Origin of the sequence: Parasaccharibacter sp. TMW 2.1891 (assembly GCF_023337675.1) — a bacterium.
Classification (GTDB): domain Bacteria; phylum Pseudomonadota; class Alphaproteobacteria; order Acetobacterales; family Acetobacteraceae; genus Bombella; species Bombella apis.
The window spans coordinates 194,398-216,420 of record NZ_QORT01000001.1 but is presented as its reverse complement, the minus strand read 5'-3'; the positions used below and the strand labels follow the sequence as shown (position 1 = coordinate 216,420).

The window sequence follows — 22,023 nt, the reverse complement described above, 5'->3', positions numbered from 1 at the left end:
GTCATGGTCTGTTAACTGGACAGTCTCACCCACAGCGTCACAATAAGCAAGTTTGGAAAGCAGCCCATATTGGTATAGCAGAAAGACATGACGACTCAGACATCACGAACCGCCACATTGAATCGCCAGACAGGCGAGACCGACATCACCCTTTCCCTCGCCATTGACGGACACGGGAAGAACAGCATCCAGACAGGCATCGGCTTCTTCGACCACATGCTGGATGCCCTGGCCCGGCATGGCGGGCTGGACCTCACCGTACAGGTGAAAGGCGACCTCCATATTGATGACCACCACACCATCGAGGATGTGGGCATCACGCTGGGAGAGGCCCTCCACAAGGCCATCGGCGACAAGCGGGGCATCGAACGTTTCGGCTCTGCCCTTGTCCCTCTGGATGAAGCGCTCTGTGAAGCGGTCGTGGACATTTCAGGCCGTCCCTTCCTAGCCTGGAACATCACCTTCCCCCGTGAGATGATCGGCGCCATGGCCACGGAAATGGTGGAAGAGTTTTTCCGTGCTCTCTGCATGTCCGCCCGCATCACCGTGCACATGAATGGCCGTGCCGGAACCAATGCCCACCACATTGCCGAAAGTGCCTTCAAATCCTTCGCCCGGGCCCTGCGCATGGCGCTCTCCCGCGACCCCCGCAGCGCCGGGCAGATTCCATCCACCAAAGGGGTGCTGTAAGGCTCCCTCACGGTTTTTCCTTGATTTGTCTCCCCCACCTGCCTGAAACAGGACCGGGCAGCTTGCAGTATGGAGAGTGTTCATGCGTGTTGTTGTAATCGACTACAATGGCGGCAACCTGGCTTCTGCTGCACAGGCAGCACGAAGGGCCGCAGCCCTGCGAGGGCTGGAAGCCGACATCGCCATCTCCCGCAACGAGGCTGACATCCTTGCTGCCGACCGTCTCATCCTGCCTGGCCAGGGTGCCTTTGCCGACTGTGCGAAAGGGCTGGACGAGGGCGCTCTCCGCCCCCTGCTGGAAAAGGCAACAGCAGAAGGCACGCCCTTTCTCGGCATATGCGTGGGGATGCAGCTCATGGCCCAGTACGGACTGGAACATGGCCGCACGGAAGGGCTGGGCTGGATTGATGGCCACATCGCTCCCATGGATGACAGTACCCGACAGGGATTCCGGCTGCCGCACATGGGGTGGAACACTCTCTCTTTCACACCCGGTGCCCATCCGCTGACAGAAGGGCTTGAGCCGGGAAATCACGGCTATTTTGTCCATTCCTATGCCCTGGTGGACGCCCGGGCAGAAGAAACCATCGCCACGGCGGATTACGGCATGACCATTCCGGCCATCGTGGCTAGGGGCAACCGCTGCGGCACACAGTTCCACGTGGAAAAAAGCCAGGATGTAGGTCTGACCATCCTGGGCAATTTCCTGACATGGCAGCCTGGCTGATGCAGGGACGGCCATGGAACCAGCCTCCAGACAGTTACCGGGCCGAACGGCTGGGCCATACCATCAGCGAGGATGACCTCGAAAGCCTGATGGAAAGCACCGTGGCCGCCATTCTGGCCGAGGGCGTGTTCGACTGGCACACGCCCCCTGAAAGTGCCGTCCTGAGGCGTTTCTTCGAGGGCCTCCTGCTGGTACCGGACCGGGACGTCTTCATCGTCCGGGCACCGGATGGCAGCATCTGCGGGGCGGCTGTTCTCGCTCATGCCACGTCCCGGTCCGAAATATACGGTGCCAGCGCCACCATCACCGCCTTTTTCATCGTTCCTTACGAGCGGGGAAAAGGTCTGGGCGCCCTCCTCATGGAGGCCATCATCAACAGGGCAATGACCCGGGGCGCCAAGGTACTGGACTGCCGTGTGCGTGAAACACTGCACGACGCCATAACCCTGCTCACCTCATTCAACTTCACCCACTGGGGCACACACCCCTATTTTGCACGAATCGGAGACCGGACAGTGCGCGGACTATTCTTCTCAAAACTCCTCGTCCCTGAAGAAAGAGCCATGCAGTGGCAGCCTGCCGGCACACCGCTCTCCGTGCCACACCATGGCCCCGCACCGGGCGGACCCCTCCGCAAACCGTTGACCCTCTACCCGGCCATCGACCTCAAGGGCGGGGCCTGTGTCCGCCTGCGGCAGGGGGACATGAATGCTGCCACCCATTATTCCGACAATCCTCCTGCCCAGGCCAAGCTGTTCGAACAGGCCGGGTGCCGCCACCTCCACATTGTCGATCTGGACGGCGCCTTTGCGGGCCGGTCGGCCAATGTGAAGGCTGTGGAGGACATCATCGCCACCACATCTCTTCCTGTCCAGCTCGGCGGAGGGCTGCGGGACATGAAAGCCATTGAACGCTGGCTGGAAGCCGGTGTCAGCCGGGTCATCCTTGGTTCCGCCGCCGTAAAAGACCCCGGCCTTGTCCGGCAGGCCGCCCGTGCCTGGCCGGGCCGCGTGATCGCCGGGATCGACGCCCGGCAGGGCCGTGTTGCCACCGAAGGCTGGGCCGAAGTCTCCGAGCTGACCACCACCGACCTCGCCCGCCGGATGGAAGAGGCAGGCGTCGCCGGAATCATCTTCACCGAGATCACCCGGGACGGCATGCTGGAAGGTCTGGACATTGATCAGACGGTCGAGCTGGCCCGCCATGTCTCCATCCCCGTCATCGCCAGCGGCGGCGTGGGCACGCTGGACCATCTCCGGGCCCTGCGACAGGCGGCCGATGAAACGCCCGGCATCACCGGCGTGATCGTGGGGCGCGCCCTGTATGATGGCCGCATCAATCTGCCGGAAGCCCTGTCCGTACTGGAGGGATCATGCTGAAGCTACGTGTCATCCCCTGTCTCGACGTCCATGACGGGCGGGTCGTCAAAGGGGTCAATTTCGTCTCCCTGCGGGACGCCGGAGACCCGGTGGAACAGGCCCGCCTCTATGATGCCGCCGGAGCGGACGAGCTGACCTTTCTGGACATCACGGCCAGCTCGGACAATCGGGACACCATTCTTGACGTTGTCGAACGTACCGCCGCCGAAGTCCGCCTGCCCCTCACCGTTGGTGGTGGCGTGCGACGCTGTGCGGACATCCGCAGACTTCTGCTGAGCGGTGCCGACAAGTGTGCCATCAACTCCGCCGCCATCCGCACGCCAGAGCTCATCAATGAAGCAGCGGAACGGTTTGGCAGCCAGTGCATCGTCGTGGCGATAGATGCCCGCTCCGATGGCCATGGCGGATGGGAGGTCTACGCCAAGGGCGGACGGGAACCAACCGGACTGGATGCCGTCGCCTGGGCCGAGCAGATGGCCACACGGGGAGCCGGAGAAATCCTGCTCACCAGCATGGACCGTGACGGTACACGGTCCGGCTTTGACCTTGATCTGCTGGAAACCATCTGCAAACGTGTTTCCGTTCCCGTCATCGCCTCCGGTGGTGTGGGGGAACTGGCCCATTTCGTGGAAGGAGCCCGGGCGGGTGCCAGCGGTCTGCTGGCCGCCAGCGTGTTCCATTTCGGCCAGTTCAGGATCGGTGAGGTCAAACAGGCCCTGCACGATGCCCGGCTGCCCGTCAGGCTGGGCCGCTAGGGACTGGCATGACAAAGGACAGGAAACATATGGCCCAGAATAATACCCCCTCCCGTGAGACAGGCCGCAAAGAGGTTCTGGAACGACTTTACCATACGGTTCTGGCCCGCAAGGGAGCCTCACCATCCGTCAGCCATTCGGCCCGTCTCATGGCCCGGGGGCGGAGCAAGATTGCCCAGAAATTTGGCGAAGAAGCCGTCGAATGTGTCATTGAGGCCATCAAGGGCGACAGGCAGGGCCTCATCAGCGAAAGTGCGGATGTCCTCTATCATCTGATCGTGATGTGGGTTGATGCGGGCATTGATCCGGCGGATGTCTGGGCCGAGCTGGAACGCCGTGAAGGCACGAGCGGCATCGAGGAAAAAGCCTCCCGGCCGAAACCGGCCTTCTGAAGGCACGGCTCATAGGTGGGTTGCCTCCCCCTCCCTTGACTTCCCCCCACCTCACTCCCCAATCATGGAGGAAGAGGAGGAACCCATCTTATGCCGACCGCTACCCCCGCTTACGATCCCAACAATGTCTTCGCCAAGATACTGCGGGGAGAGATTCCCGCTGAACGTGTCTGCGACAGCAAACATTCTTTCGCTTTCTACGACATCTCTCCCCTCGCCCCGATCCATGTTCTGGTGATCCCCCGTGGCGCCTACACGGACCTGCACGACTTCATCTCCCGTGCCAGCGATGAAGAGATTCTGGATTTCTGGAAACTGGTGGACAAAATTTCCGCCGAGCAGTCCCTCATCCCCAGCGGGTTCCGCCTCATCAGCAATGTGGGTCGTGACAGTGGACAGGAAGTGCCGCACTTCCACGTCCATCTTCTGGGTGGGCGCCCGCTCGGCCCCATCCTGGCGGCTGACCAGTAACGGCACCGCCCCATCCGGGAAAGCCGCCTCTGGGCGGCTTCCCCCCCTTTCGGGACTGGTTGGAAAACCTTTTTTTACAAAAGGTATCTTTCCCTCTTGCACTTCCCCGCCGTTCCCTCTAGAGAGGGCTCACGCCTTTAGTCCCGTTCGTCTAGAGGCCTAGGACACCGCCCTCTCACGGCGGCAACACGGGTTCGAATCCCGTACGGGACGCCAGACATTTCATGAAAACTCTGAACAATCTGGCCTGACAGGCATCTCTTGGACATCATCCTGACGTACCATTCTTCCCCTTGGTGGGCAGACACGGAGTGCGCCTGCCCACCCGGTTTCAGAACGAGACCTTACTGCATCTCGCCCAGAGCCTCGGCCATGACGGGAGCATCATAACGTGGTGCGGCGACCTCCAGATAGGTACCCTGCCCCGGCCTGACGGCGTCCAAAGCCTGACGCAGAGCCCTGGGTGTGCTGATGCGCTCGCACTGCCAGTCCTTGCCGCCGAACCCACGGGCCAGAGCCGTGTAATCCCAGCTGGCAATGTCATTGTAATAACGTTCCCCGTCATCACAGAGCAGACGCTCGATCAGATAGCCATCATTGTTCAGGACAAGGATGAGCGGATGACAGTCAAAACGGGCAAACTCACCGAGAGCCTGTACCGTCAGCTGATGTGACCCTTCACCGGTCAGCAGGATGATCCGCTTGTGAGGGGCTGCGATGGCCATGCCGAACGCCGCCGGCGTGGCCCAGCCGATGGACCCCCACAGGCTCTGCTCCTCATAGTCGACCCCTTCAGGCAGACGGATGAAGCCCATGCCCATGGCGACCGTCCCCGTCTCACTCACGACGATATCCCCGGCCCGGAGATGATCCCGTATGGCGGCATAGAAGGTATGGGTTCTGATCACCCCATCATCCCCTTCGTCAGCCTGCCGAGGGGGCAGTTCCATCCCCAGATAGCCGGGACCGGCGGGGCAGGATACGGTATCGGCCAGATCGGCCAAGGCTTCGATCACATCGGCCAGATCAACGGCATGAACGGCACCATCACCAAAGCGCACCTCATGCGCCATGACACTGATGATGCGCTCCGGGTCCAGCTTCTGGGTGAAAAGCCCGGTGTTGAAATCCGTCATTTCAGCACCCAGCGTCAGGACGAGATCGGCCTGCTCCACAAAGTCGGCGACATCTTCCTGCACGAGATGCCCGCCATACATCCCCACAAACCCTTCAGCCTGTTCATCCACCACGCCCTTGTCCATGAACATGGTGGCATGGGGCAGACCGGACCGGCTGAGGAACCGTCTCATCGCCTCCCGGCAGCCAAACCGGGCCGTCAGGATACCCGGCAGGACACAGGGAGACGTGCTGCGCTCCAGCTCGGCCATGATGCGCCGTGCCACGATGGCGGCCTGTTTCCCGCTCCGCACTTCCGGAAGGGCCATGTCACCATCAGGCATGACCACATCATCATGAGCTGCATCGAACGGGATGCCAATATAGACCGGCCGCCGCTCCCGGCGCAGCGTGGCCAGAACACGTTCCAGCTCCTGCACGCAGTTCTGGCCATCCAGAATGGTACGGGCACAGACGACATGACCGGCAGCATCATAAAAGGCCGTGGTCTGCCCGTTGCCCAGGGTATGATGCACAAGCCGCTTTTCATCCAGCACGGCCCGCTTGGGCAGGCCAACCAGATGGATGACCGGCAGATGCTCCGCATATGCCCCGGCAACGCCGTTCATGGCACTCAGCTCGCCAACGCCATAGGTCGTGTTCAGGGCCGCAATCCCCCGTATGCGGGCGTAGCCATCGGCCGCATAGGCGGCATTCAGTTCATTGGAGCACCCAATCCAGCGCATGTCCGCCCTGGCCGTGATGGCGTCATTGATCGGGAAGGCATAGTCACCCGGGACACCGAAGACATGCTCCACACCCAGCCGGGAGAGCTGGTCCAGAAGATAATCGACAACCTTTGCCATCGTACGTTCCTTTCATCATTGGCACGTCAGTCCGTGCCTCTGAGGAAAGCCTATCCAGCCCATCTTCAATATGATAATATTATATTTCTATACAGACTATAGCCTTTTCCCTATGCCATACCCCCAACTGACCCTCCGGGAACTCCACTACTTCATGGCCGTTGCCACACAGGGCAGCTTCAGCCGTGCGAGTGACCAGCTGCACATCAGCCAGCCTTCCCTGAGCATGGGCATACGCTCTCTGGAAAACAAACTGGACGTCCGCCTTTTCGAGCGATCCCACAAGACCATCACCCTGACGGAAAAGGGCAAGACCTTCTTTCTTCATGCTGAACGTCTACTTGAGGCCGAACAGAATCTTCACCGGGCGATGGCGGATGATTCAGGCCCCCTGAAGGGGACGGTCCATCTGGCACTCCCACCCATATTGGGGGCGATCTATTTCCGTCCCATCATCCGGCAGTTCTGCAGCCTCTATCCCGATGTCGTGCTGAACATCGAGGAACATCCCTCCGACAGGCTGGTGGCCCAGCTTCTCGGCCATCACACGAACATCGCCGCCCTCATAGGGCCTGTCCAGAACAGGCAGCTACGCACCATCCCCTTTGCAGAGGCAGAACTCTGCCTGCTGATGGCCGACTCACACCGGCTCGCAGGCCGGGAGAGCTGCTCCTTCACGGACATTCTGGATGAGAAGATCGTCCTCATGAATGAGAACTTCAAGATAAACCGTTTCATCTCGGAGGCCTTTGCCAGTCACGGGGCCGCACCCCATGTCACCGGGCGCACGGGTGACACAACCCTCCTGCTGACCATGGTTCAGGCGGGTGTCGGCGTCACCATCATTCCGGCGGCCTTCCACAATCCGGCCCAGAATGACGGGCTGTACTGCTGCCCGTTGCAGGACCCGACCATCCGCATCACCATTTCACTCGCTGTCCGCCGCAACAGCCCCCTGAACAAAGCCGAAGAAGCCTGGTTGCAGACCAGCTTGCCCTGACCCCCTGCCCGAGACGCCTGCAAGCACCAACATGCCCCGGCCTCCATTCGGCTCTCCCCGGCACAAGGACAATTTTCCAACGCATGGTTTATAAAAGCCATGAAAAAGACAAACATTCCACCTACATCACAACCTGCAGTCGACATGGTCTCTGACTGCCTTCCTGCTGGTATCAGAATACTATCTCTGTAGAATGATGGAGTCTCCGTGGAAAAACGCACAAAAGAACCCATGAGGCCGAGTGCCGGGTCGCTCTGCTCGATACTCCTTACAAATAACGAAAAATATCCATGGAAAACCATTCATGCAGACTTTATGAAGGATAAATATCAAATAAAATTTTCAATTGGCGATGTATATATTCTCTTCAATGCTAATTTTACAAAAACTTCTTCACTACAACCACATATTGCATCCACTATAAAATTACTTATCCCAACAAGTTGTTTGGATTTAACAAAAATGTATCTTAAATTTCTTTGAACTGTTCCTTAAGCAAGAGTAAACCCAGTCTATTTCAGTCATGATCTGTACGTCCCGTCCGTACATCTCATCAGACGGACAGAGCAGCGTGTGCAACATCTACAGGAAGGTGCGATCACAATGACAGACCTCAACTTTTCGTACGGGAAAACGACATCTGTCACACTGGCCCCCTCAGAACAGGTGCCAGCCTATGGGCGGAAGGCATCTTCTTCCATGAAGGTATCGGCCAGGATTGCGCTGCTTCTGGCAAGCGTATCGTCCTTCTCCATCATCAGCACACCTGCACGTTCGGATGATACGGCACAGTCCCAGCAAGGCGGTACTGTCCGCACCTTTTCCCCTGCTGCTGGAGAGACTGATACAGTCACAGACACCATTACGGATGGTAAAGGAAACACCCCCCTCTCCGTAGAGCAGGCTGGTGCGGGGACGACTGTCCTTTCCGCCGCCAACAGCTATACCGGAACAACAGACATCACACAGGGGACGCTGGCTCTCTCCGGCAATGGCAGCATCGCCAATTCCAGCGGTGTCACCGTGGGCAAGAACACCACGTTCGACATCAGCAGGAGCAGCTCCAACGTCACGGTGCAGGACCTGTCCGGTGCAGGCAATGTCACTCTCGGCCAGAACGGACTCACCCTCTCATCAGCCAAGGCTGGCAGCCCCTATGACGGCGTCATCTCCGGGACGGGCGGCCTGACCGTTGACGGTGGGTCCAAGACCCTGACAAATGCCCAGACCTACAGCGGTGATACCAGCATCAACAACGGGGCCACCCTTGCCCTGACGGGCAATGGCAACCTCGCCAACACCCGTGTCCAGCTGAACAACCGGGATGTTTCCGGCCCTTCAACCTTTGACATTTCGCAGGCCTCACACCCGGTTGATGTCCAGTCCATCATGTGGGGCAACAATGGCGCTGTCGTCAATCTGGGCAGCAACACGCTCAACATCACCAACAGTGGCTCCAATGATACAAATGGAGCGACCTTCAAGGGGGATGGAGCAACCCTAAATGTTTCGGGTCAGAAACAGGGCTTCAACGGCACCATCACCGGCAATACCAGCCTCGTCGCCAATGCCAGTATCGTTGACATGTATGGCAGCAAGCAGTTCGACTACACAGGCAGCACGACCGTCAACAATGGCAGCTCGCTGCATGTGTACGGTGCTGTCACCGGTACGCCGCAGGTCACTGTCAGCAACGGCGGCAAGCTGGATGGCACGGGCACCATCGGTTCCTCAGGCAGCACGACAACAATCGAACAGGGTGGGAGCATCAACCCCGGCACGCCTGCTGCCTACCGGCAGACCCTGTCCATCGGCAATGATCTCACAACCCGGGGCACATCCGATTTCAGCGGTCTCCAGGACAATGGCTCCAGCAGACTTTCCAATGGATCCATCTCTGTCGGTGGCAACCTGGATCTGGGCGGAACAGTCAAGGCGGTTGACCTCTCCTCACAGCAGGGCTCCGGTGTCCAGACTCTCTTCCGCTACGCAAAGCAGCTGACAACCAGCAATCCAACCCTGAATGTATATCAGTTCACGGGGGATGAGACTGGCAAGCCCTTCCTGTCACCAGACACCAAGGGTACGAGCTACCTTCAGACAGGCAACCATCAGGTCAATCTGGTCACGGCCAATGCCGGGGACAATCTGGCGTTCTGGAATGGCAGCAAGACAACTGCTGATGGCCAGATACGGGCAGGCGATGGTACCTGGTCCCAGGGGGCAAACAGCGCCACCAACTGGACCACGGCCAACGGCAGCCAGAGTTCCGCCTGGCAGGGCAAGGAATACGCCATTTTTGGCCAGCCTTCCGATGATGCCATCCAGCAGGGCAAAAACGCTGCCCAGAACGTGACGGTGGATGGCAATGTCGATGTGGCTGGCATGCAGTTCAGCCAGAATGCCCGCCCGTCCTCCTATTCCGTCATCCCCAAGGATGGAAACAGCTCCATCACACTGTATGGCAACCGCTATACGGACAAGGAGCACCCGGACAAGCTCAACCGGTATTTCTACATCACCGACAGCACAGGCCAGTCTGGCACCCAGACTGATGCTGACATCAAGCAGTACGAGCAGAACAACGGTACCCTGGTCAACAAGTCAGGACTTGTCTCCACAATCCGTGTGGGAGATGGTTCAGGCTATGGTGACACCAACCTTGCCATCATCAAGACACCCATCAAGGATGATCCCAGCAACCCGACGACCCTCGTAAAGACGGATACGGGTACGCTCGTTCTGGACGGCAACAACAGCTACAATGGCGGAACCGTCATCACCAATGGTGTGCTGGAAATCACCTCCGATGCTAGCCTGGGCGCCCAGAACGGCACTCTGGGCATCAGCGGGGGGACGCTGCGGATCGGCCAGGACCTCGCCACCAACGCCAACCGCAATACTGTTCTGGGATATAACGGCGCCACCATTGACCTCAATGGTCATACTTACGACAACAATGGCTCCATCGTTGGTCCCCGGGGGGCCAACATAGCCATCAGGAGCACCACGGACAATTCCGGGCTCAGCACGGCCCTGCAGAATGCTGGCGGCCCCCAGAGCGGCACTGTGCCGGTGCTCAACCTCAATGCCGACAACACCTATCTGGGCAGGACGGACATCCAGGGCAACTGGGGTATTGGTGGGTCCAATGTCGTTGTCAATGCCAATGACAAAACTCCATTTGGCACCTCTGACAGCACAACAAAAGGTGGCGACCTGAACATCACGGCAGGGGCCATCGTCAACATGAATGGCGGGCAGGACAAATCTGCCTCCATGGGCAACCGCAATGTCGTCATCAATGACAACAGCGCCCTGTATTTCAACAACAGGAGCGTTGCCGACACGGCCAACATCACGAACACGAACAACGCCAGCGTCACCTTCAGGAACGACAGCTCGGCCTCTCAATCCACCATCAGCAATGCCGGGCATGTGTTCTTTGCGGACAATGCAACAGCAGACCAGGCCACAGTCCAGAACAACAGCGATGGGGCCACTGTTGATATCACGAAAGCGACCAATGGTGTGTCCATCGGCTCCCTGTCCGGCAATGGCAACGTGTCTCTGGGCGACCAGACACTGACAGTCGGTGCCCTCAACAAGGACGACACTCTTTCCGCCATCATATGGGATGCTGGCAACCACAAGGGATCCGTTGTCAAAACGGGAACGGGTACCCAGACACTGACAGGCAACAACAGCTACACCGGCTCCACGACCGTCAACAACGGTACCCTTGCCCTCGCTGGCCAGGGTACCATTACCAACTCCTCCTTTGTTGATGTCAACAAGGGGGCAAAGCTGGACATCAGCCAGTCCGCCAATGACCAGAATCTGACCGACATCCGGGGTGGCGGTGATGTGGCTCTTGGTGACCACTCCCTGTCCCTGACGCAGGCTGATTCACAGCACAGCTATGATGGTGTCATCTCTGGAACCGGCGGCCTGAAAATCCTTGCCGGGGAAAAAACACTCACCGGGCAGAATACCTACACAGGTGATACGGTCGTCGCCCAGCAGGCAGGCCTGACCTTGGATGGCGGAAAGCTCGACAGCCAGCTGTTCAATAACGGCACGTCCGTTCTCCAGAACGGTGCCGAGATAACGAAGACAGTAACGAACGACCATGGCGGCACGCTGACGGCACATGACGCAAAACTGGCGGACATCACCAACGGCAGTACGGCCGGGCAGATCCTGCTCGACAAGGGGACAACCGCCTCTGGCACGCTGGCTGCTTCTGATGGCCAGTTCACCATTGGTGAAGGTGGGGCCAGTGTCGGCTCTCTCTCTGGCAGCAGTAAAAGCACGGGTACCCTCAATGACACCCTGACCATCACCAATGGTCATGACGGCTATAACGGCACCCTCTCCGGCAATGGTGGCCTGAACATCACCGGGGGAAGTGGCGAATATCTCAACGGCCAGAACACCTATAAAGGTGAAACCCATGTCGGCCCCAATGCCAACCTCACCCTGCAGGGAAGCATCGCCGGGGACCTCAACAACGATGGGCAGACCTACATCAACCCCAACGCAACAACGGCAGGCAAGGCCAGTGTCGGCGGGAAAACAACCAACACGAACCAGCTCACCGCACAGAGTGCCATCCTGGGCAATGTCAGCAACAAGAGTGGCACCACAACCCTGCATCAGAGCACCACGCAGGACCTTACCAACGAGGCCGGCACAACAACACTCGACCGCACCACGGTAAACGGGCAGACTACGAATTCCGGCACACTCACCACCTCTGCCTCAAAACTGGGTGACATCAGCAACAACGCCGGAACAGCCACGCTGGATGGCAACAGCACTGCCGGGCATGTCACCAATGCTGCTGGAGCCAGCTTCACCCTCCAGAACAGCGGAACGATCCGCTCTGCCGACAACCAGGGCTCCATGACACTGGGGGCCTTCAGTACAGTTTCAAGAGATGTCACCAATACTGGCAACGGGTCCCTGACGCTCGACAACAGCACCATCGACGGTACCCTTACCCATAATGGCCAGAGTCTGACCGTCACGGACAAAAACGCCTCTGTCGGTTCTCTCGCAGGAAACGGCAACGGCACGCTGGATGGTGCCCTGCATCTCACCAATGCCCATGACACCTATAACGGTATCCTCTCCGGCAAGGGCGGGCTGGCTCTTGACGGGGGGAAAGAAACCCTCACGAACCATCAGGCCTATACCGGCGACACAACCGTCGGGCAGAGTGGTGACCTGACCCTGACAGGCTCCCTTGCCGGGGCACTTGTCAATGGCGGCCACTCCACTCTCCAGAACGGTTCCGCTGTCAACGGAGTGGTCACAAACACCAATCAGGGCTCTCTGGAAGCACATGGTGCTGCCTTGGGGGCTGCCACAAATACCAGTACGGCCGGGACGCTGCTGCTCGACCAGGGAACAACCATTGCCCACACCCTTGCTTCTGATGGTGGCCAGATTACCATCGGTCAAGGCGGCGCCAGTGCTGAATCGCTTGCAGGCACGAACAGTGACGCCAAAATCACGCTCAATGACACCCTGACACTCACCGGTGGGCATGATGGCTATAACGGTACCATCACCGGCACGGGTGGCCTGACCATCCTCGGGGGCGGCAAAAACGACATCCAGAGCACGGGTGAGTATCTCAATGGCCACAACACCTATACAGGTGAAACCCATATCGGCCAGAACAGCTCCTTCACCCTGAAAGGCAGCATCACCGGGGACCTCAGAAACGAGGGTGATACCTACGTCAACCCCAATGCCAACACCGCAGGCCAAGTCAGCATCGGCGGGACGACGACCAATACACACCTTTTCACGTCGCAAAATGCCATTCTGGGCAAGGTCATCAACAATGATGGCACCACCACGCTGAATGAAAGCCAGACCAAGGACATTGACAACAATGCCGGGGAGACGGTCCTCACCGGCACGACGGCAGGGGCCATCACCAACGCCAAGGGAGCCACCTTCACAACCCAGCAGAGCCAGCATTCCGACGGCACGACAGTCAACAACAGTCTCGCTTCCGCCGACAATGCGGGCACGATGAAACTCGACCACACCACGGTAAACGGGCAGACCACGAATTCCGGCACACTCACCACCTACAACTCAAGGCTGGGTGATGTCAGTAACAACGCCGGAACAGCCACGCTGGATAGCGGAACTACCGCTGGCCATGTCATCAATGCTGCTGGAGCCAGCTTCACCCTCCAGAACAGCGGAACGATCAGCTCTGCCGACAACCAGGGCTCCATGACACTGGGAGCCTTCAGTACGGCCTCAGGGAACGTCACCAATACTGGCAACGGGTCCCTGATACTCGACAACAGCACCATCGGCGGTACCCTCACCCATGATGGCCAGAACCTGACCGTCACGGACAAAAACGCCTCTGTCGGTTCTCTCGCAGGAAACGGCAACGGCACGCTGGATGGTGCCCTGCATCTCACCAATGCCAATGACACCTATAACGGTATCCTCTCCGGCAAGGGCGGGCTGGCCCTTGACGGGGGGAAAGAAACCCTCACGAACCATCAGGCCTATACCGGCGACACAACCGTCGGGCAGAGTGGTGACCTGACCCTGACAGGCTCCCTTTCCGGGGCACTTGTCAACAACGGCCACTCCGCCCTCCAGGATGGTTCAGCCGTCACCGGAACGGTCACGAACACCAGCACCGGCTCGCTGGAGGCCCACAATGCCCAGCTGAGCAATGTCACGACAGCCGGGAAGCTGCTGCTCGACAGGGGAACCAATGTCTCCGGCAAGCTTGCCGCCACTGGGGGCCAGTTCACCATCGGGGATGGCGGGGCCACGGTCGGAACTCTCTCCGGCACAAACAGCACCGGCGCCCTCAATGACACGCTCACCCTCACAAACGCACAGGACGGCTATAACGGTATCCTCTCCGGCAAGGGGGGCCTGACCATCGCTGGCGGAACAGAAACCCTCAGCGGCCAGAACAGCTATACCGGCGACACCCATGTGACCAGTGCCGCAGGGGCCGGGCTGGACCTGACAGGGTCCATCGCCGGAAGGCTGGTCAACGACCAGTATGCCCAGGTCTCAGGACCCAATGCGCAGGTCAAGAACACCACCATCAACAACAAGACGCTGAACGTCTCCAATGGCGCCACGCTGGCTGACATCACCAACAATGGTGCAGCAACTCTCAGCAGCAGCCGGGCGGGCAATGTCACAAACGCTGCCAATGCCACCTTCAGCGCCACGGGCGGGTCTCAGGCCTCCGCAACAAACAGCGGCGTCATGACCCTCGCTGGGGGCAACAAAACGGATGGTGCTGTCACCAATACGGGCAACGGGTCCCTGACACTCGATGGAAGCACCATCGGCGGTACCCTCACCCATGATGGCCAGAACCTGACCGTCACCAGCAACAATGCCTCCGCTGGGTCCCTCGCAGGAAACAGCAACGGCACGCTGGATGGTGCCCTGCATCTCACCAATGCCAATGACACCTATAACGGTATCCTCTCCGGCAAGGGCGGGCTGGCCCTTGACGGGGGGAAAGAAACCCTCACGAACCATCAGGCCTATACCGGTGACACAACCGTCGGGCAGAGTGGTGACCTGACCCTGACAGGCTCCCTCGCCGGGGCCCTCAACAATGACGGCCACTCCGCCCTCCAGGATGGTTCAGCCGTCACCGGAACGGTCACGAACACCAGCACCGGGTCGCTGGAAGCCCACAATGCCCAGCTGAGCAATGTCACGACAGCCGGGAAGCTGCTGCTCGACAGGGGAACCAATGTCTCCGGCAAGCTTGCCGCCACTGGGGGCCAGTTCACCATCGGGGATGGCGGGGCCACGGTCGGAACTCTCTCCGGCACAAACAGCACCGGCGTCCTCAATGACACGCTCACCCTCACAAACGCACAGGACGGCTATGCCGGCTCCCTCTCCGGCAAGGGGGGCCTGACCATCGCTGGCGGAACAGAAACCCTCAGCGGCCAGAACAGCTATACCGGCGACACCCATGTGACCAGTGCCGCAGGGGCCGGGCTGGACCTGACAGGGTCCATCGCCGGAAGGCTGGTCAACGACCAATATGCCCAGGTCTCAGGACCCAATGCGCAGGTCAAGAACACCACCATCAACAACAAGACGCTGAACGTCTCCAATGGCGCCACGCTGGCTGACATCACCAACAATGGTGCAGCAACTCTCAGCAGCAGCCGGGCGGGCAATGTCACAAACGCTGCCAATGCCACCTTCAGCGCCACGGGCGGGTCTCAGGCCTCCGCAACAAACAGCGGCGTCATGACCCTCGCTGGGGGCAACAAAACGGATGGTGCTGTCACCAATACGGGCAACGGGTCCCTGACACTCGACAACAGCACCATCGGCGGTACCCTCACCCATGATGGCCAGAACCTGACCGTCACCAGCAACAATGCCTCCGCTGGGTCCCTCGCAGGAAACAGCAACGGCACGCTGGATGGTGCCCTGCATCTCACCAATGCCAATGACACCTATAACGGTATCCTCTCCGGCAAGGGCGGGCTGGCCCTTGACGGGGGGAAAGAAACCCTCACGAACCATCAGGCCTATACCGGTGACACAACCGTCGGGCAGAGTGGTGACCTGACCCTGACAGGCTCCCTCGCCGGGGCACTTGTCAACAACGGCCACTCCGCCCTCCAGGATGGTTCAGCCGTCACCGGAACGGTCACGAACAATGATGGATCACTGGTGGCGAACGGAGCCAGACTGGCCAATCTCGTTACCAATGCGGGGACCGTCACCCTGAATGACAGCATCGTCAGGGACGTCAGCAGCAATGGTGGACAGACAGCCCTTGCCGGAACATCCGCAGGGACCGTAACAAACGCTGCCAATGCCACCTTCAGCGCCACGGGCGGGTCCCAAGCCTCCGCAACAAACAGCGGCGTCATGACCCTCGCCGGGGGCAACAAAACGGATGGTGCTGTCACCAATACGGGCAACGGGTCCCTGACACTCAATGGAAGCACCATCGGCGGTACCCTCACCCATGATGGCCAGAACCTGACCGTCACCAGCAACAATGCCTCCGCCGGGTCCCTCGCAGGAAACGGCAACGGCACGCTGGATGGCACGCTCACCCTGACAAAGGCCAATGACACCTATAACGGTATCCTCTCCGGCAAGGGCGGGCTGACCCTTGACGGGGGGAAAGAAACCCTCACGAACCATCAGGCCTATACCGGTGACACGGATGTCAAAAAGGATGCAGGCCTCACCCTGACAGGCTCCCTCGCCGGGGCCCTCAACAATGACGGCCACTCCGCCCTCCAGGATGGTTCAGCCGTCACCGGAACGGTCACGAACAATGATGGATCACTGGTGGCAAACGGAGCCAGACTGGCCAATCTCGTTACCAATGCGGGGACCGTCAGCCTGAATGACAGCATCGTCAGGGACGTCAGCAGCAATGGTGGACAGACAGCCCTTGCCGGAACATCCGCAGGGACCGTAACAAACGCTGCCAATGCCACCTTCAGCGCCACGGGCGGGTCTCAGGCCTCCGCAACAAACAGCGGCGTCATGACCCTCGCCGGGGGCAACAAAACGGATGGTGCTGTCACCAATACGGGCAACGGGTCCCTGACACTCGACAACAGCACCATCGGCGGTACCCTCACCCATGATGGCCAGAACCTGACCGTCACCAGCAACAATGCCTCCGCCGGGTCCCTCGCAGGAAACAGCAACGGCACGCTGGATGGCACGCTCACCCTGACAAAGGCCAGTGACACCTATAACGGTATCCTCTCCGGCAAGGGCGGGCTGGCCCTTGACGGGGGGAAAGAAACCCTCACGAACCATCAGGCCTATACCGGCGACACAACCGTCGGGCAGAGTGGTGACCTGACCCTGACAGGCTCCCTTTCCGGGGCACTTGTCAATGGCGGCCACTCCACCCTCCAGGATGGTTCAGCCGTCACCGGAACGGTCACGAACAATGATGGATCACTGGTGGCGAACGGAGCCAGACTGGCCAATCTCGTTACCAATGCGGGAACCGTCACCCTGAATGACAGCATCGTCAGGGACGTCAGCAGCAATGGTGGACAGACAGCCCTTGCCGGAACATCCGCAGGGACCGTAACAAACGCTGCCAATGCCACCTTCAGCGCCACGGGCGGGTCCCAGGCCTCCGCAACAAACAGCGGCGTCATGACCCTCGCCGGGGGCAACAAAACGGATGGTGCTGTCACCAATACGGGCAACGGATCCCTGACACTCGATGGAAGCACCATCGGCGGTACCCTCACCCATGATGGCCAGAACCTGACCGTCACCAGCAACAATGCCTCCGCCGGGTCCCTCGCAGGAAACGGCAACGGCACGCTGGATGGCACGCTCATCCTGACAAAGGCCAGTGACACCTACGCCGGGTCTCTTTCCGGCAAGGGGGGCCTGACCATCGATGGCGGGACCGAAACCCTCACGAACCATCAGGCCTATACCGGCGACACAACCGTCGGGCAGAGTGGTGACCTGACCCTGACAGGCTCCCTTTCCGGGGCACTTGTCAACAACGGCCACTCCGCCCTCCAGGATGGTTCAGCCGTCACCGGAACGGTCACGAACAATGATGGATCACTGGTGGCGAACGGAGCCAGACTGGCCAATCTCGTTACCAATGCGGGGACCGTCACCCTGAATGACAGCATCGTCAGGGACGTCAGCAGCAATGGTGGACAGACAGCCCTTGCCGGAACATCCGCAGGGACCGTAACAAACGCTGCCAATGCCACCTTCAGCGCCACGGGCGGGTCCCAGGCCTCCGCAACAAACAGCGGCGTCATGACCCTCGCCGGGGGCAACAAAACGGATGGTGCTGTCACCAATACGGGCAACGGATCCCTGACACTCGATGGAAGCACCATCGGCGGTACCCTCACCCATGATGGCCAGAACCTGACCGTCACCAGCAACAATGCCTCCGCCGGGTCCCTCGCAGGAAACGGCAACGGCACGCTGGATGGCACGCTCACCCTGACAAAGGCCAGTGACACCTACGCCGGGTCTCTTTCCGGCAATGGTGGCCTGACCATCGATGGCGGGACGGAAATCCTGACAGGTGACAGCACCTATTCAGGCCCGACGATGATCCAGAACCAGGCAACTCTGGAAGTGGATGGTCGTAATGGTTCCAGCCCGGTTTCCGTCGGCAATGGCGCAACTCTGCGTGGTACCGGCACCGTCGGCTCAACCCAGGCTGTCTCCGGTGCTACGGTCGCCCCCGGTGCGATCGGCTCTGATGCGCTCTCCACCCTGCATGTCAGTGGTAACCTGACCATGGCCAAGGGCTCTGTCCTGCGGATCCGCGGGACGAGCGATACGACGGGCCAGACCATTGACACGGCAAAAGGCAACGGGTTCCATGAACTCACCTCCGACCGTCTGGCTGTCACGGGCACGGCTTATCTGCAGGGCGGGACTCTGGACCTCCAGCTGAAGAATGCAGGCGCAGGCCTGACATATGGGCAGGCTTACCGTGTCCTGACGGCATCCGGCGGTGTCAACGGCCAGTTTGACGAAAAACTGTCGAGCAATCTGGCACCCCAGTATGCCTATCTGGACCCAGCCTTTGCCTACAGTGCCGATGCTGTTGACATCGTCCTGCGCCGCAATGCCAGCTCGTTCAGCACGGTAGGTGAAACCCGCAACCAGATTACCACCGGCCAGGGGCTGGACCATCTCGCTCCCAGCTCGGCGCTCAGCCAGGCCATGACAGGCCTGACACGGGACCAGGCACGGCGGGCGCTGGACAATCTCTCCGGTGAGCTGCACGCCTCCATCCGTACGGCGCTGATTCAGGACAGCTTCTACATCCGCAATGCGGTGATGGACCGTCTGGCAAACAGCGACTGCGATTATGGCCATAATGGCCAGAGCCTCTATGACCTGAAGACGCATAAAAAGAATGGCGCCTGCTATTCCGACCATGCTGTCCTGTGGGGGCAGGCTTACGGAGCCCTCGGCCATAACAGCGGAGATGGCAATGCTGCCCTCATGCACCACAACACGGCCGGGTTCATCATGGGGGCGGATGCGCCGATCAACCGCAGCAACTGGCGTGTCGGCGGGCTGCTGTCCTATGGTCACTCCCAGTTCAACATCCAGCGGGGGCGCTCCTCCTCCGGCAACAGCAACAACATCACTGTTGGGGCCTATGCCGGGACACACTGGGGCCGCCTGAACCTGCGGCTGGGCGCTGCCTATAGCTGGAATGTCATCAACACCCGTCGGCATGTCGCCGTTGGTGATTATGGCGGACGCCTCAGCAGTGGCTATCTGGGTGGAACTGCACAGACATTCGCTGAACTGGGCTACAAGATGCGCACCGGGCGCGGCGTCTTCGAGCCGTTCATGAACGTGGCGTATGTGAACATGCAGACCAACAGCTATCGTGAGCATGGCAACGAGGCCGCCCTGCGCAGCCGTGGGACGGATACAGGGGTCACCTTCTCAACCTTCGGTTTCCGTGCCGCCACGACGCTGAATATCGGCCGGACGATCTTCATGCCGCACCTCACGGCAGCCTACCGCCATGGCTTCGGTCGCCTGGGGTCCCGCCAGCATGAGGCCTTTGCCACGACAGGCGGGACCAGCGACATGGACGTCGCCGGTGTTCTACTCTCCAGCAATGCGGCTGTCGTGAATGCTGGCATGACGGCCCGCCTGACTGATCGTATTGATCTGGATCTGTCCTACATTGGCCAGTACGGCAACCAGTCGACCGAAAGCGGTGCAACGGGAACCTTCAAGATGAAGTTCTGATCCCGTATCTCCGGTATCGCAGACAGAAAAGGGCGGACCACCATGGTCCGCCCTTTTTGTTGGGTGTGGCTCCTACCAGCTGCCCCCTGGGGATACGCCTGCCCACAGTACAGAACAGACCGTAACAGACTGGACCTGTGCAGGTAATTATGAAGGACTGGCTTAATCTCTGATAAGGGAACAGCCCCTATCTTCAGACGGTTTCCACGAAAAAACCGGATACCGCCCAAGATAGCTGCTCATGATTGTCGCACAGAACCAGACCTTCACGTACACTCCCCAATCCCGTAAAGCTGTCATCAACACCACGCTTTTCATGCCTGACAACCTGTCGTTGCCACAGGAGGATACGTTTTTCGCCTTTCAGGGAGGGTCACTGGTCATCTCACCGGCATCATGGAATGGCACCGTCAGCTCTTCTCTCATGGCTGCCCCCCATTCCCTGACCATAGACCCCGGAACAGGTGGACAGCTTGCTCTTGATTACGGAGGGCTGAGCGGTGCCTCCCTCCAGACCAATCTTTCCCTGGACCTCCATCTGGTCAGCCCACCACCATCCGGCTTCACATTCCAGTTCACATTTTCCGGCCAGACGACATCCAGAACAACAACACGGCAGCGCTACGATGCCTCGGCCAACCAGACCATCATCCAGATGAACGAGGATTACAGCTTCTACAGCACGGTCCATGCAAACATCTTCATTCCCGGCAATCCATATGGCCTCCCGCAGGATGGACGCTGGTCCCCGTTCACACCTCCGGCACCACCACAAACCAGTGCGGATGTTGTCTGCTACCTCGCAGGCACATTGATAGACACCCCCCAGGGCCCCAGACCCATTGAGGAGCTGAGGGCCGGTGATGCCATCCATGTCTTCCGGAATGGTCACAAACACATAGAACATCTCCGCTGGAGTGGCTGGAAATCCGTCACACCCACCTCGTCTGACGACTGGCCAATACGCATCAGACGCCACACATTCGGGGAGAACTGCCCCTTCCGTGACCTCTACATTACCGAAGAGCACTGCCTGCTGCTGAAAGGCAGCTTCATTCCCGCCCGTATGCTCGTCAATGGCAGGACGATCCTGCGGGAAGAACGGGACAGCTACGACATTTACCACATCGAGACCTATGAGCATCGCATCATCAGTGCCAATGGTGTCCTGTCCGAAACATATCTGGACACGGGCAACCGCCACAGTTTCACGACGCCTGAAGCAGCCCTGTCCATTCCCTCCCCAGCGTCCTTCCACTCCCGCCCCAAAGACTGGCAACAGGACGCCGCCGCCCCGCTGAACGTGGATCGGGCCTTTGTCGAGCCCCTGCATGCTGCACTGGCAGAACGGGCAACCCGGCTGGGATTCCCACCGGAAACCGCCAGACTAGCCACCACGGACGACCCGGCCCTGACCCTGCTGGACCCACAGGGGACCGAACTCGCCCTGTATCAGCGCAATGGCGGACACTACCTGTTCTGGCTGAAAAACAGTCCATCCTTTCTCACCATCAAGTCCCGGACAAGCCGGCCGGACAGACAGATTGGCCCTTTCGTGGATGACAGACGAACCCTGGGCGTTCTTGTCGGCGAGATAACGCTCGTTCAGCCTGATGGAACCGACATCCCCCTGACATCACACCTGACAGCCGCCCCGAACACAGGATGGGATGTTACAGAGCCTGTTCCATGCCGCTGGACCACCGGGGCAGCCCATCTGCCACTGCCTGACATGAAACAGCAGAATGGCTGCCTGCTGAAGCTCGAGATACTCAGTGCAGGCCCCTATGCTCTTGCCTGACAACCCACTGAAAACACATAAGGGG

10 protein-coding genes and 1 tRNA gene are annotated in these 22,023 nt (G+C 59.6%); 10 read left to right on the top strand and 1 reads right to left on the bottom strand.

The window, feature by feature from the left end; translation table 11 throughout:
- Nucleotides 1–87: 87 nt before the first annotated feature.
- From hisB to DTJ15_RS00865, 7 genes are all read left to right on the top strand, one after another.
- Nucleotides 88–690 carry an imidazoleglycerol-phosphate dehydratase HisB gene (gene hisB, locus DTJ15_RS00895; RefSeq protein ID WP_086441412.1) on the top strand — a complete coding sequence of 201 codons (603 nt, stop codon included), beginning with the start codon at nucleotides 88–90 and terminating at the stop codon, nucleotides 688–690.
- A gap of 82 nt (nucleotides 691–772) precedes the next feature.
- Nucleotides 773–1,417 carry an imidazole glycerol phosphate synthase subunit HisH gene (gene hisH / locus DTJ15_RS00890; RefSeq protein WP_043562021.1) on the top strand — a complete coding sequence of 215 codons (645 nt, stop codon included), beginning with the start codon at nucleotides 773–775 and terminating at the stop codon, nucleotides 1,415–1,417.
- Nucleotides 1,402–2,796: a 1-(5-phosphoribosyl)-5-[(5-phosphoribosylamino)methylideneamino]imidazole-4-carboxamide isomerase gene (hisA, locus tag DTJ15_RS00885; RefSeq protein ID WP_249109210.1), complete on the top strand. Its 1,395-nt coding sequence runs from the start codon at nucleotides 1,402–1,404 to the stop codon at nucleotides 2,794–2,796. The genes hisH and hisA overlap by 16 nt, the downstream gene beginning before the upstream one ends.
- Nucleotides 2,790–3,551: an imidazole glycerol phosphate synthase subunit HisF gene (gene hisF, locus DTJ15_RS00880; protein WP_043562017.1), complete on the top strand. Its 762-nt coding sequence runs from the start codon at nucleotides 2,790–2,792 to the stop codon at nucleotides 3,549–3,551. The genes hisA and hisF overlap by 7 nt, the downstream gene beginning before the upstream one ends.
- Before the next feature lie 29 nt (nucleotides 3,552–3,580).
- Nucleotides 3,581–3,943, top strand: a complete 363-nt coding sequence (locus DTJ15_RS00875) for a phosphoribosyl-ATP diphosphatase (RefSeq protein ID WP_052349243.1) — start codon at nucleotides 3,581–3,583, stop codon at nucleotides 3,941–3,943.
- A 90-nt stretch (nucleotides 3,944–4,033) separates the two neighbouring features.
- Nucleotides 4,034–4,414 (top strand): HIT domain-containing protein, encoded by a 381-nt coding sequence (locus tag DTJ15_RS00870; protein ID WP_043562011.1) that lies wholly within the window; start codon nucleotides 4,034–4,036, stop codon nucleotides 4,412–4,414.
- Nucleotides 4,415–4,554: 140 nt separating this feature from the next.
- Nucleotides 4,555–4,630: transfer RNA gene (locus DTJ15_RS00865), tRNA-Glu, on the top strand.
- A gap of 128 nt (nucleotides 4,631–4,758) precedes the next feature.
- Here DTJ15_RS00865 and DTJ15_RS00860 read toward each other — a convergent pair.
- On the bottom strand, nucleotides 4,759–6,396 hold the full coding sequence (locus DTJ15_RS00860; RefSeq protein WP_248460322.1) for an alpha-keto acid decarboxylase family protein: 1,638 nt from the start codon (nucleotides 6,394–6,396) through the stop codon (nucleotides 4,759–4,761).
- A gap of 70 nt (nucleotides 6,397–6,466) precedes the next feature.
- On the opposite strand from DTJ15_RS00860, the gene DTJ15_RS00855 reads away from it, so the two are divergent.
- From DTJ15_RS00855 to DTJ15_RS00845, 3 genes are all read left to right on the top strand, one after another.
- Nucleotides 6,467–7,396 carry a LysR family transcriptional regulator gene (locus DTJ15_RS00855; RefSeq protein WP_081847776.1) on the top strand — a complete coding sequence of 310 codons (930 nt, stop codon included), beginning with the start codon at nucleotides 6,467–6,469 and terminating at the stop codon, nucleotides 7,394–7,396.
- A 603-nt stretch (nucleotides 7,397–7,999) separates the two neighbouring features.
- Nucleotides 8,000–20,197, top strand: a complete 12,198-nt coding sequence (locus tag DTJ15_RS00850; protein WP_249109209.1) for an autotransporter-associated beta strand repeat-containing protein — start codon at nucleotides 8,000–8,002, stop codon at nucleotides 20,195–20,197.
- Between the two features lie 241 nt (nucleotides 20,198–20,438).
- A complete protein-coding gene (locus DTJ15_RS00845; protein ID WP_249109208.1) occupies nucleotides 20,439–21,998 on the top strand; it encodes a Hint domain-containing protein in 1,560 nt (519 codons plus the stop codon).
- Nucleotides 21,999–22,023 lie beyond the last annotated feature (25 nt).

Coding starts and splice junctions, on each gene's coding strand:
- DTJ15_RS00850 (WP_249109209.1), top strand. CDS start 8,000: ATGACAGACCTCAACTTTTCGTACGGGAAAACGACATCTGTCACACTG.
- DTJ15_RS00870 (WP_043562011.1), top strand. CDS start 4,034: ATGCCGACCGCTACCCCCGCTTACGATCCCAACAATGTCTTCGCCAAG.
- hisA (WP_249109210.1), top strand. CDS start 1,402: ATGGCAGCCTGGCTGATGCAGGGACGGCCATGGAACCAGCCTCCAGAC.
- hisB (WP_086441412.1), top strand. CDS start 88: ATGACGACTCAGACATCACGAACCGCCACATTGAATCGCCAGACAGGC.
- DTJ15_RS00860 (WP_248460322.1), bottom strand. CDS start 6,396: ATGGCAAAGGTTGTCGATTATCTTCTGGACCAGCTCTCCCGGCTGGGT.
- DTJ15_RS00855 (WP_081847776.1), top strand. CDS start 6,467: ATGATAATATTATATTTCTATACAGACTATAGCCTTTTCCCTATGCCA.
- hisF (WP_043562017.1), top strand. CDS start 2,790: ATGCTGAAGCTACGTGTCATCCCCTGTCTCGACGTCCATGACGGGCGG.
- DTJ15_RS00845 (WP_249109208.1), top strand. CDS start 20,439: ATGATTGTCGCACAGAACCAGACCTTCACGTACACTCCCCAATCCCGT.
- hisH (WP_043562021.1), top strand. CDS start 773: ATGCGTGTTGTTGTAATCGACTACAATGGCGGCAACCTGGCTTCTGCT.
- DTJ15_RS00875 (WP_052349243.1), top strand. CDS start 3,581: ATGGCCCAGAATAATACCCCCTCCCGTGAGACAGGCCGCAAAGAGGTT.